Here is a 13,188-nt window from a genome sequence, read left to right as displayed (position 1 = left end):
TAAATCAAATTTAGAAAATAGTTTGCCACGAATTTCACGAATTTTCACGAATTATTGTTTGCCTTAAATTATTAGAATAAAAATTCGTGAAAATTCGTGAAATTCGTGGCAAAAAAAATGTCCGCAAATTGCGGACATTATATTGTATTAATTCATTTTAGGTTTCGAATCTACCTGATAACTGCTTTTAGGATCACTCATATTTACTTCTTTTGTTAATTTACCTTTTAAGTAAAATTGCCACATGTTGGCTTTCTTTCCGTTCACAAATTTTCCTTTTGATGCTACCACTCCATCTGCGTCATAAAAAACAGCTTCTCCGTTGTATTCATTATTTTTATAGGTAGTTTGCTCTAACAATGTTCCGTTTTGTCCGTATTTTGTATAGATTCCTTCTTTAGAACCATTAACATAATTCATTTCTTCAGCTATTTTAGCATTCGGATAATAAACCGTTTTTACGCCTTCTAATTTTCCGTTTTTATAATTTTCAAGCGTCATTACCACTTTCGAAGCTTTATGATAATATTTCCATTCGCCTTCACGGGCTTTACCAATTTCTTTTCCTTCACTTACCTTGTTTTTATTCTGATCATAAAAAATAGTATACGAACTTCCGTCATTAGCAGTAAAATCACGAGTGGCAATTACATCGCCTTTTTTCGTATCATCAAAAAATTTAAATACACCTGTTTCTTTTCCGTGATCGAAAGTTCCTTCGTAACGAGGACGCTTAGAAACTTCGTAAGTTCCTTTCCAGATACCATCTTTTTTTCCGTTTGAATCTGTTTTATTAAAATCCTGTGCAGATACCAGAACTGCATTTAAAAAAAGTAATCCTATTATTATTTTTTTATAAATCATTGTAATTCAATTTTAATCTTTAACGAAAATGACTCTTATAAAGTATATTTTAAATATAAAAAAATCCCGACGAATCGAGATTTTTTTTATAACTAAGTTATTATTTTTTATTCTGTTTTTTAGCAGCTTCCTGTTGCTCCATCACTTCCTGAAGACGTTGCTGAAACTTACTTTGTTTTTTAGGCTCCTTTAATTTATTCTCCTGAATCTGAGCGTGAATTTTATCTGTATCTACAATGTAGTTTTTGATCACAAACATAATTCCGATGGTAATTAAGTTCGAAATAAAGTTATACAAACTCAAACCTGCACCATAACTATTAAAGAAAATTAACATCATTAATGGCGAAACATAGATCATGATTTTCATCATTTTAGCCATATCCGGCATACCTTCTTGTTGAGGCGCTGCCATTTGCTGATCTCCAGAAGTCATTTTCATATAGAAGAAAATCGCAATTGCTGCCAAAATTGGGAACAAACTGATATGATCTCCGTATAACGGAATGTGGAATGGTAATTTTACAACAGCATCAAATGAAGATAAATCGTCTGCCCAAAGGAAACCTTTTTGTCTTAACTCAAAAGCTGATGGGAAGAACTGGAATGACGCATACATAAACGGAAGCTGAATCAATGCCGGAATACATCCTGCCATTGGGTTTACACCTGCTTTGTTGTACAACTTCATCGTTTCCTGTTGTTTCTTCATTGGGTCTTTTTTGAATTTTTCTCCCAACTCTGTAATCTCCGGACGTAAAACTTTCATTTTAGCCTGAGACAAGAATGACTTATAGGTAATTGGCGACATTGCAATTTTGATGATAATCGTAAAGATGATAATCGCAATTCCTAATGACAATCCAATTGTTGAACTTAAAAATCCGAACAAAGGAATAAAAATCCATTTGTTGATCCATCCGAAAATCCCCCAACCTAATGGAATAATTTTTTCGAAATTTTTATCGTAAGATTTTAAAACTTTATAATCAGCTGGTCCAAAATACCAACTCATTTTATAATCAACTTCTCCGTTAGTAAATGCTAAAGGAACAGTTGCTCTAAATTGTTTTGTAAAAATAGTATCAACTTTTTCGTCATTAACTAAATTATCTGACTGTAATTTTGATTTTTCAAATGGCTTGTCAGTTGCTAAAATAGTGGTAAAAAAGTGTTGTTTGAATGCTACATAACTTACTTTCTCAGGAGTTTCTTCTTTTCCTGAACCAGTCGCACTTACAGAACTGTATTTCTCATCGCCATACTCATATTCAATTTGAGCATAACGATTTTCGTATGAAACACTTTTTTCGTTTCTATATGTCTTTAAATCCCATTGTAAATCTAATGGTTTAGCAGAATTTAAAACTTTATTTAATCCTTGAGAACGAACATCAAAACCAACTAAGTAATCGTTTGGTTTTAATACATATTTATATTCTAAAAATTCGTTAGCACCCGCTTTCAAACGCATAGTCAGGATTTGATCTTGACCGTTTTTAGTTAGTGTTGGCTCAAAATAAAGATCTTTAGAGTTTAAAGTTCTGTTATCTGTGGTTTGTAACTGAATGTTTAAATTAGAATTATTGTCTTTGATTAATTCTACTAATTGTCCGGAATTTTTCTCAAATCTTTTAAATTCTTTCAAAGTAGCTTCAACTATATAACCACCTTTATTAGCGATTTTTAGTTTTATCTTATCATTTTCGATAGTTGTAAAACCTTCTTTCGCAGAAGGAAGTGTAGCTGAATAAGCAAAACCACCTAATGTTTTTTGTAATTGCGCTAATTGAACTGTATCTCCAGGAGTTGTAGCAGCAACTGGTAAAACAGCTGTTTTAGTTTTATCCGCTTTTGCTTGTGCTTCTTGTTTAGCAACTAATTCTTTCTTGGCTTTTTCAGCAGCAATCTCTTTATCAGAAGGTTGATTTTGGTACATAATCCAAACCAAAATTCCAAATATCAATACAAAACCAATGATTGAATTAAGATCAAATTTTTTTTCTTCCATTATAATTTAAAAAAGGGTTATTCGTTAAAGACTATTAGTAATGAGTTTGACTCAAAAGTTACATTCTTTCAGAATATTAATTATTGTTTTTTATGCGCATTTACTGCAGCAGCCACAAAGTTTACAAAAATTGGATGTGGGTTTGCCACTGTACTTTTGTATTCAGGGTGGTATTGTACACCAATGAAAAACGGGTGATTCTCAAGCTCTACGATTTCTACCAAACCTGTATCAGGATTAACCCCAGAAGCTTTTAAACCAGCTTTTTGCAATTCATCAGCATATTTATTATTGTACTCATAACGGTGACGGTGACGTTCTGAAATAGTCGTTTGTCCGTATATTTCGTGCGCTAAAGTGTTTGGTTTAATATCACATTTCCAAGCTCCAAGACGCATTGTTCCACCTTTATCTGTAACTGTTTTTTGCTCTTCCATTAAATTTACTACCGGATGAGGAGTTTTCTCATTCATCTCTGTAGAATTGGCATCAGCATAACCTAAAATATTTCTTGAATACTCGATAACAGACATTTGCATTCCTAAACAAATTCCGAAGAACGGAATATTGTTTTCACGTGCATAACGAACGGCTTCGATTTTTCCTTCGATACCTCTTTCTCCAAAACCAGGTGCTACTAAAACTCCATCAAGAGGTCCTAATTTCTCTTCAACATTATCACTGTTAATGTGCTCTGAATGTATAGAAATTACGTTTACTTTGGTTTCGTTTGAAGCTCCTGCATGAATAAACGCCTCTAAAATAGATTTGTAACAATCCTGCATTTCTACATATTTCCCAATCAAACCAATATTTACGGTATGTTTTGGATTTTTTAATCTGCGTAAAAAAGTATTCCAGTTTTTCAAATCCGGAGCTGCTTTTTTAGGTAAATCTAATTTCTTTAAAGCCACAACATCTAATCCTTCTTCAAGCATTAAATTTGGAACTTCATATATTGTTGAAGCATCAATAGACTGAATCACTGCTTCTCTTTTTACGTTGCAAAACAACGCTAATTTATTACGCAATTCATCAGAAAGCTCATGCTCAGTTCTACAAACCAAGATATCAGCTTTGATTCCGCTTTCCATTAATGTTTTTACAGAGTGTTGCGTAGGTTTTGTTTTTAACTCACCTGCAGCAGCCAAATAAGGAACCAATGTTAAATGAATAACAATTCCGTTATTTTCTCCCAACTCCCAAACCAACTGACGAACAGACTCTATATAAGGTAGAGATTCAATATCACCAACGGTTCCACCAATTTCAGTAATTACAATATCATAATCGCCGGATTTACCCAACAATTGCATTCTGTCTTTGATTTCGTTTGTAATATGAGGAACAACCTGAACTGTTTTTCCTAAAAATTCTCCTCTTCTTTCTTTTTCAATTACCGAAAGATAAACTCTTCCTGTAGTAACGTTATTCGCCTGAGAAGTAGGAACATTAAGAAAACGCTCATAGTGACCTAAATCTAAATCTGTTTCTGCACCATCATCTGTTACATAACATTCTCCGTGCTCGTACGGATTCAACGTACCCGGATCCACATTGATATACGGATCAAATTTTTGAATAGTTGTACGATATCCTCTTCCTTGTAACAATTTTGCTAAAGATGCTGCGATAATCCCTTTTCCTAGTGAAGAAGTCACACCGCCTGTAACAAAAATATATTTTGTTTGATTCATTCTGTTGTTGTTTGTATGTAGTTGTGTAAAAAACTTGGCAAAAGTACAAATTTAATTAGACAATTTATCAAATAGAGATTGAGATAATTTGCAAATTTTTAAATAGAACGATTAGATGATTTCGTAATCGATAATTTTAACTTTTAATTAGATGTTTTTTTGAATATAACCTTTATTTATGGCAACTCTTTATATTAATACTAAATTATAAAATGAGAATATGAAGAGTATAATGCTAAACAAGACATCAAAAATCACTACTATTCTTAAATTAGATACGCGAATTATTACATTAATAAAAAATCGGGCCATCAATTGAATCAGAAAAAAAGCAAAAATCTTTATACTATATATATTATAAGTAATTGCTTCTTCAAAATTAAATCTCAATATTTGAGAAAACGCTCTGGTTAGACCACGGCTTTTGCAATAACTCAATGGCATTCCTTCGCAAGAAGAATGAAAACCAAAATCTAAAAAAGGCATTATAAAGCAATAAAAAAAGATAAACATGATCATTATAATAAAAATCATGTTTATCTTTTTATAGGAATCTATTTCGTAAGAAGTTTTTATTTCCACAAAAGAGATTTATTATTTTGTTTCTTCCACCTTTATAGTGTCGGTTGTTATTTCGATAGCATCTAAAGAATCCTGTACTTTTGCCGACTCTATAGCTACAGAATCAATTGCTTTTGTTATTTCGTCTTTATGAGATACCAATACAGATCCTATAGCACCTACAAAAAGTACTGTTCTTATAATTACAACTACTATTGAAACGATACCTAAAATCATACCCACTTTTGATAACGTAGTTGAAGCAGCTGCCTTTTTAGCCTTAGACAAACCAATCGCTCCTAAAATTATTGCAATACCTCCAAGAATTATTGCAAATATACCAAAGCACGGTATAAAAGAAGTTATTATAGCGGGTATACCGATTATTAAAGCTACAATACCTAAACTATCATCTTTAGATTGTCCTGAACTATTTTCCATTCTTTTATTTAAATTTTAACAAAAATAGAAAAACAGTAATGCATAAAGTAGCGAATACATCAAAGTTATTAACAAATAAATTAAAAAGGGATTTCTTATTATTTTAAAGGGCTGAAGTATATTTTTGGCATAAAAAAAATATTATAATTTCAAAACATCGACTTGTACACTTTTAAAAATTCAGTCTTGAATTCAGTGGTGCCAATTTGTTTTTAAAAATTATAATATTTTTTATTTAGTAAATATTATAATTTCAAAATATTGACTTGTACACATTAAAAAATTCAGTCTTGAATTCTGTGGTATCAATTAGTTTTTAAAAATTGTAATATTTTTACATATCAAACTTAAATAAAAAAAATGAAATAGCAAAAGATTTTTCTTACTATTTTATTTTAAAGGCTTAGGATACTGCTTTTTAATGTTTCGAATCAACTCTTCCAGCCCATTTAACTTTAACTCATAGACAAGTGCCAGTTGTTGTCCTAACTCACCATTTGGGAATCCTTTGTTATGATACCAAACGACATAATATTCCGGAAGATCGATTAAAAATCGTCCTTCGTATTTTCCGAAAGGCATTTTGGTATGGGCTAATTTTATGAGAAGTTTTTTGTCTGGTTCCATTTTTTTAAAGAAAAAAGAAGCAAGAGAAAAGAATATAGACTCATTCTTTCTTCTTGCTTCTATTGAATGCAAAGCTATTATTATTTTTATTCTTTTGCCACAGATTAAAACAAAGCTTTCAGTCTCAGTCACAGTTTTCAGTTTACAACTGACTGTTTACTGGCACTGAAAACTGAGACTTAGTAATGCCATCTCACGAAAGCTTCCATCGCTGCGTAAGTTGCCAAACCTAATTCCTGGTACAAAGCAGCAGTTTCTGCATTTCTGTCTTCGGCTCTTTGCCAAAATTCTCTGGCATCAGTTCCCTGAAAAACAACACCATCTTTTTGCGATTGGTGCTTGAAGATTCCGTGACGTTTTGCTAAAACCTGATCAGGGCTCATTGGCACAGCCATTTCAACCTCATCAATTCCCCACTCTTGCCAAGCTCCACGGTACAACCATAACCAGCAATCATCCATAAACGATTTTGGTTTAAGCGCTTTTACAGCTTCAAAAATAGCGTCAAGACAAACTTTGTGCGTTCCGTGCGGATCTGCTAAATCTCCTGCTGCGTATATTTGATGTGGTTTAATTTTTTCGATTAAATCCATTGTCAATTGAATGTCTTCTTGCCCGATTGGTTTTTTCTCGATAGTTCCCGTTTCGTAGAAAGGCAATTCCATAAAATGAATCTGATCGTCCGTTAAACCAACAAAATGACTGGTTGCTCTCGCCTCACCTTTTCTGATTAAACCTTTAATGTAACGAACTTCAGGAATATCAATTTCACTGTTCTTTTTATTCTCTAAAAAGGTTTGTGCTTTTTGGTAAATATTGTCTGCCTCAGCACTTTTGATTCCGAATTTTTCATTGTAATCAATTACGAATCTTGCAAAACGTAACGCTTCATCATCCGCTACAGCGATATTTCCAGAAGTTTGGTACGCAACGTGTACTTCATGTCCCTGCTCTTGCAAACGCATGAACGTTCCTCCCATACTAATGATATCATCATCTGGGTGCGGGCTAAAAATCAATACACGTTTTCTGGCCGGTTCTGCCCTTTCCGGACGGTTTGAATCATCTGCATTTGGTTTTCCGCCTGGCCAACCTGTAATTGTATTTTGTAATTTATTGAAAATCTTAATATTGATATCGTACGCAGGACCTGAATCAGCTAATAAATCGCTCATTCCGTTTTCGATATAATCTGCATCTGTCAACATTAAAATTGGTTTTTTAAGCTGAAGCGCTAATCCTAAAACCGCTTTACGAGTCAGTTTATCCGTCCACTCTACTTTTTCTACCAACCAAGGTTTGTTGATTCTTGTTAGTTTTGAAGAAGCTTCTTTATCTAAAATAAAAACAGCATTGTTGTGCTCCTGCAAAAATGAAGCTGGTACTCTATTCGTAACTTCATCTTCTACAGATCTTTTTACCACATTTGCTTTTCCTTCTCCCCAAGCCAATAAGATTACTCTTTTAGCTTCCATGATTTTTTTTACTCCAAGTGTGATTGCTGTTCTTGGCGTATTACTTAATCCGAAGAAATCTTTACTTGCCGCAACTCTTGTAATATGATCTAAAGCCACTAAACGTGTTTTAGAATTTTGTAGCGAACCCGATTCATTAAAACCTATATGTCCGTTTCCTCCAATTCCAAGAATCTGAAGATCGATTCCGCCTAAAGCTTCAATTTTAGCTTCGTATTCGTGGCAATAATCTGCGATTTGTTCCTTTGTTAAAAGTCCGTCTGGAACATGAGCATTTTCAGGTAAAATATCAACGTGATCAAACAACAATTCTTTCATAAAACGAACATAACTATTGATTGAGTTTGGCTCCATTGGATAATATTCATCCAAATTAAAACTGATTACGTTTTTAAAACTCAAGCCTTCTTCTTTGTGCAAACGAACCAACTCAGCATATAATCCTTTTGGAGAAGAACCTGTTGCAAGTCCTAAAATACAAGGTTTACCTTCTTTTTGTTTGGATTGAATTAAAGCTGCAATCTCCTGAGCTACTGCTTTTGATGCATCGCCAGAGTTTTCGAAAACAATCGTATTGATGTTTTCAAATCGTTTCTCGAATCCTGTCGCTTTGTCTATTTTACTTTTTAACATGATATAGTTTTTTTTAATTCCTCTCGTTACATTTTCCAACTTCGATATTTATGACCTTTTATTGCATAAAAAAGAATCATTACATAAGATGGCAACAACATTAAATAAGCAATCTGATTGCCGCTTTTCGAAACTTCGACCGTTCCGTTTGCTATATTTGATGCGTTTATATTTTCTGTGATCAATCCGTAAAACAAAGGAAAAATTGCTCCTCCTATAATACCCATGATCAAAATTGCACTTCCAATTTTAGTATATCCTCCTAAATCTTCTAACGCCATTGGCCAGATTGCCGGCCAGCAAAGTGCATTTGCCAAACCTAATAAGGCTACTAAAAGTATCACAACGGGTAAGTTTGGAATTCCAGGCAACTGAAACATTATTTTTGGCGAAATTAAAACGATTGCCAAAACCAAAATTATTCCTAAAACTCCCGATGCTTTTAAAGCGGTTACCTGCGAAAGATATTTAGGTATTAATGTGATTCCTAATACATAACCTACAACCATTGCTGACATGGTGAAAGAAGTTAACTTTAAATAAAAATTACCTTCGGTTCCGTATACTCCTAATTCTTTTCCGAAAGCTCCAATAGAATCTCCGGCTAAAACTTCGGCAGATAAATACAGCATTAAAGTAATGACTCCTAAAACCAATTGAGGACGTTTGAATGCGTTTCTCATTTGTTTAAAAATACTCAAATGCGTCACATTTCCTTCTTCATCCAAATCAATTTCAGGAAGCGGCGATAGCTTTACCAAAAGCGCCAAAACCATTATAATCAATCCCATATAAAGGTAAGGCCTTTGCAATTGCAATGCAAGAGAATTTAAAGCATTTGATTTTGAAACCGAATCTAACATTGCGATTTTATCTGCTGTAAACTCCTGCATATTAGACAAAACCAAAGCTGTCAATATCAATGGCGCCACAAATCCGGCTAGTTTATTCGCGATTCCTAAAACGCTAATTCTGGCTGCAGCACTTTCTCTCGGACCAATTACGACTACATACGGATTTGATGCCGTTTGTAAAATTGCCAAACCAGTTCCCATTACAAACAATGCAATTAAAAACAATAAAAAAGTTCGGCTTTCGGCAGCGGGATAAAACATAAATGCCCCCGCAGCAATGATCAGTAATCCTAATGAGATTCCGTTTTTATAACCTACTTTTTCGATGACCCAGGATGACGGAATTGCCATTACAAAATATGCAATATAAAAAGCAAAAGTTACAAAATAGGCTTGAGAAGAAGACAACTCACACGCTAATTCAAAAAATGGAATTAAAGGTCCGTTTAACCAGGTTACAAATCCCAATATAAAAAATAACGCGGTCAGAATAATCATCGGAATGATCGAACTCCTCTTTTCTATATGTATTGCAGTCTCAATGTTTGACATAATTTTATCGGTTGATTGTTAGTTGATTTATCCATCTAAAATAACACCACCGCTTTTGCAAATATATTGCAATTTAAACACATTTTAATGCATTTTTTTTGCAATTTTAAAACAAAAGTAGTCTAATAAGTTGTACTTATTCGTAAATTAGATATCAATTTTTTGTTAATTTTTTTTAGGCTTCCCAGTCTAAAACCGGATAATATTGCTTTAAATATGCTTTGACATCGGCAATATCTTCTTTTGCGGTTAAGTCCGGAACATGCTCAGAAAAAGGAATTCCCAAAGTGGTATTTGGATGTTCTTTTACCGAATTTAAAAGTACGGTTGGCAGTTCTTTTTCGTCTCTTTCCGGATGAACGGGACAATTTTTAAGATGGGTGTATAATGTACTTCCGTTAAATTTAAAAGCGTTCATACTCACTCTGATTTTCCCTTCAACATCTTTATAATCAGCTAAGACATCGGCAGACGGTTTTTCGAGAATGTCTAATAATTGATTGTTCTGATCTAATTTCGCAATGGCAAAACGCGAAATCCTTTCAGACGGAAATTCTAATGCATCACGATCGTAAGCAATAAAAGCATTAGGACTAGTCGTTTCTCTAAGTGACAATAAGGCTTTCGCCGAATATAAATTGTCGCTATTGCACACGGAGTATTGCTGCGAGTTTAATTCCGGGAACTGTTCAACAGCCTGAAACAAGGCATCGGCCGTGCCAAAAGGTTTTAGCCTTCCTTCGGGAATATATTGTACAGCAAAGGAAATGTTGAGTCCGTGAAAATCATTATTAAGATTTTGACTTCCGTAAAATTCCTTAAACAACTCACCTTGTTCACCTATAATGATATAGATATTTTTATATCCTGCTTTTTTGGCATTCAATAAAAGATAATCCAGTAAAGGTCTTCCACTTGCGCCAACGCCAATTAAACCTTTGCTTCTTTCGTTTGCCTGAGCGATTTCTTCTGCTGATAAATTATCAAGAACGGCTTCTTTTTTCATTCGGGATGATGCTCCACCAGCCAGAATAACTAAATTGTTGTGCATATTTATTTTTTAAATTTCAATATTTTCTATAATTCTTACGCCCGGATCTACAGCAACTGCATAAGCTTCTTCTGCCCCGGCTTTTAAAATAGCTTCGATTACGGCAGCTTCTTTTTCAGGATCAGCAATTACCACAATACTTCCGCCACCGCCAGAACCTACAATTTTAGCTCCATATGCTCCTGCACGCAAAGCCGCATTGATCATATCATCGATTCTTGGTACTGTAATTTTCAATAAATCGCGCAAAACTTCGTGATGCTGATTCATTAATGCTCCAATTTTTTTAAGGTCTAAAACAGGCTTTTCGAATTCTTTTAGGGCTTCTTTGGTATAATGGTAATTTTTCAGTGCAGCTTCGAAAAACGGAATCAATCGATCCGGTAAACAATTTCTGTAGCGATCTATATCTTCTATTTCAGAAGTATTCAAATCAAAATCAGGGAAGTTTTGTTTTACAATGCCAATAGACATTAAGGCATTTCCTTTTATTTCGCCAATTAATCCAATCGTTTCTTTGGGAACACCCGAAACTCCTGTGATTAAGCCTTTAAGATCTGATCTGATTACTTTAAACGAGAAAGGTTCTTTTGTATTAATGTACACCACATTCCCTACCCCAATGCTAAAATGATCCATCATTCCGCCTGGCTCACCGTGTTCTAAAACCTCAGATTCATATCCTACTTTGGCTATAAATTCAGGAGTAACTTCGTGATCAACTCCAAAGGCATCAATCAAAAACCGAATCCAGGCCATTAATAAGGCTGATGAACTTGATGTTCCCGAATTAATTGGAATATCTCCTGTAATGGTAATCGTGTAACCTATATTGGGCACACAACCGTATCGTCGCAAAACGCGTAAGGAAGAAGCAAAATAATCACGTGGTTGTAATGTATCGAAAGTAGCATCGATATCAATGACTCTAATTTCGCCAATATCGATCATGTTTAGCACAAACGTATTGGTGTCATTTTGTTCTGCGGTTAGTTTTATATTTCTGTCAATTGCACAGGCTATAACCGGCAATCCTAAATAATCCTGATGATCTCCAAAGAGGCACGTTCGGCCGGGAGCTAATGAAGTAATTTTTTTCACTTATAATTTTTATAATAAAACATTGCAATACAAATAATTACAATATTAATAGGTTAGAAATTTACGCTGTTTTTTTGGTTTTGATTCTACGAAACTATAGATTATATTTTTATAAAACAAGAAAAAAACTAAAAATGTGCTCGAACACACTAAATTAATGTTCTCGAGCACACTTAATAATTACGGCAAGATTTTTTTTAAATAATTAAACCAAAGTTTCTATATTTGCTTATATGGATAAAAAGTACACTATTAAGGATATAGCAAAAATGGCCGGAGTTTCTAAAGGAACTGTCGACAGGGTTTTGCATAACAGAGGAAAAGTTTCTCCAACGGCTTTGGATAAAATTAATGAAGTTTTGAATGTCATTAATTATGAACCCAACCTTATTGCCCGTAATTTAAAAAACACTAAGGTTTACAGAATTTGTGTTTTGCTTCCGGATCCGGAAATAGATCCGTATTGGTTGCCGTGTGTAAACGGAATTCAGGAAGCCAAAACAGAGTTTAAAGCGTATGGTGTAATTATAGAAACGCATTACTTTAATCCCGAAAGTAAAAAATCTTTTTTAAGCGCACATGAAACGATCATTAAACAATCTCCTGATGCGGTTTTAATCGCACCTTTATTTCATAAAGAAACTATTGAAATCGTAAAACAATATGATGAGCTCGAAATAATCGTAAACACTTTTAATAACCAGATTGAAGGTGAATCTATCAAAAGTTTTGTGGGCCAGGATTTGTATAAAAGTGGTCGCGTGGCTGCGAGTTTAATGAATTTGATTTTAACCGATGGTCAAATTGCGATTATACATATTGATGAAAGCGTAAAAAATGCTGTTCACATGCAGGAAAAAGAAAAAGGTTTTAGAAATTATTTTGATGAAAAGAAAATTGCTGACTTTTCGCTAACTACTTTAAAACTAAAACATCCTAATGTTGAAAGTAAATTTTCGGCCTTTTTAGAAGAAAATCCTAACCTTAAAGGAATTTTCATCACCACTTCAAAAGCATATCAAATTGCTTCTATTTTAGCTCCTTTACAGAAAAAAATCGCCATTATTGGTTACGATTTGGTAGAGAAAAATGTCAACTTCCTGAATCAGGGGCTGGTGCATTTTTTAATTCATCAAAATCAAAAAAGACAGGCTTATTTAGGCGTTAGCACTTTGGTCGAACATTTTATATTCCGAAAAGATATTCCGGAAACTATATTGTTACCTATTGATATTATTAATGTCGAGAATGCTTCGTTTTACGTATCGTAATGATTTAGCCACGAAGACACAAAGACACAATTTTTTTTCTTTTTTCTCTC

10 protein-coding genes are annotated in these 13,188 nt (G+C 33.7%); 1 reads left to right on the top strand and 9 read right to left on the bottom strand.

Features of this window, described 5'->3' with window-relative positions:
- Nucleotides 1-147 precede the first annotated feature (147 nt).
- The 9 genes from L0669_RS12230 to L0669_RS12190 form a co-directional block, all read right to left on the bottom strand.
- Nucleotides 148-864 carry a toxin-antitoxin system YwqK family antitoxin gene (locus L0669_RS12230; protein WP_263763832.1) on the bottom strand — a complete coding sequence of 239 codons (717 nt, stop codon included), beginning with the start codon at nt 862-864 and terminating at the stop codon, nt 148-150.
- A 100-nt stretch (nt 865-964) separates the two neighbouring features.
- Nucleotides 965-2,875 (bottom strand): membrane protein insertase YidC, encoded by a 1,911-nt coding sequence (gene yidC, locus L0669_RS12225; protein WP_263763830.1) that lies wholly within the window; start codon nt 2,873-2,875, stop codon nt 965-967.
- Between the two features lie 80 nt (nt 2,876-2,955).
- Entirely contained in the window at nt 2,956-4,572 is a 1,617-nt protein-coding gene (locus L0669_RS12220; protein ID WP_263763828.1) for a CTP synthase, read from the bottom strand.
- 594 nt (nt 4,573-5,166) lie between these two features.
- Complete coding sequence (locus L0669_RS12215; protein ID WP_173973382.1) at nt 5,167-5,574, bottom strand: hypothetical protein; 408 nt, start codon at nt 5,572-5,574, stop codon at nt 5,167-5,169.
- 390 nt (nt 5,575-5,964) lie between these two features.
- Nucleotides 5,965-6,201, bottom strand: coding sequence for a DUF3820 family protein (locus tag L0669_RS12210; protein ID WP_039117105.1), 237 nt, complete (start codon nt 6,199-6,201; stop codon nt 5,965-5,967).
- A gap of 179 nt (nt 6,202-6,380) precedes the next feature.
- Nucleotides 6,381-8,309, bottom strand: a complete 1,929-nt coding sequence (gene nagB, locus L0669_RS12205; RefSeq protein ID WP_263763826.1) for a glucosamine-6-phosphate deaminase — start codon at nt 8,307-8,309, stop codon at nt 6,381-6,383.
- 26 nt (nt 8,310-8,335) lie between these two features.
- Nucleotides 8,336-9,715, bottom strand: coding sequence for a sugar MFS transporter (locus tag L0669_RS12200; RefSeq protein WP_263763824.1), 1,380 nt, complete (start codon nt 9,713-9,715; stop codon nt 8,336-8,338).
- Between the two features lie 175 nt (nt 9,716-9,890).
- A complete protein-coding gene (locus tag L0669_RS12195) occupies nt 9,891-10,766 on the bottom strand; it encodes a sugar phosphate nucleotidyltransferase (protein WP_263763822.1) in 876 nt (291 codons plus the stop codon).
- A 9-nt stretch (nt 10,767-10,775) separates the two neighbouring features.
- Nucleotides 10,776-11,867: a mevalonate kinase family protein gene (locus L0669_RS12190; protein ID WP_263763820.1), complete on the bottom strand. Its 1,092-nt coding sequence runs from the start codon at nt 11,865-11,867 to the stop codon at nt 10,776-10,778.
- A 233-nt stretch (nt 11,868-12,100) separates the two neighbouring features.
- Here L0669_RS12190 and L0669_RS12185 point away from each other — a divergent pair, with 233 nt between their 5' ends.
- Complete coding sequence (locus L0669_RS12185) at nt 12,101-13,138, top strand: LacI family DNA-binding transcriptional regulator (protein WP_173970577.1); 1,038 nt, start codon at nt 12,101-12,103, stop codon at nt 13,136-13,138.
- Nucleotides 13,139-13,188: the final 50 nt, after the last annotated feature.

Source organism: Flavobacterium bizetiae (assembly GCF_024271895.1).
Taxonomy (GTDB): domain Bacteria; phylum Bacteroidota; class Bacteroidia; order Flavobacteriales; family Flavobacteriaceae; genus Flavobacterium; species Flavobacterium bizetiae.
Note: the sequence above shows the minus strand (reverse complement) of the source record. Positions and strands in the feature narration are given on the sequence as shown.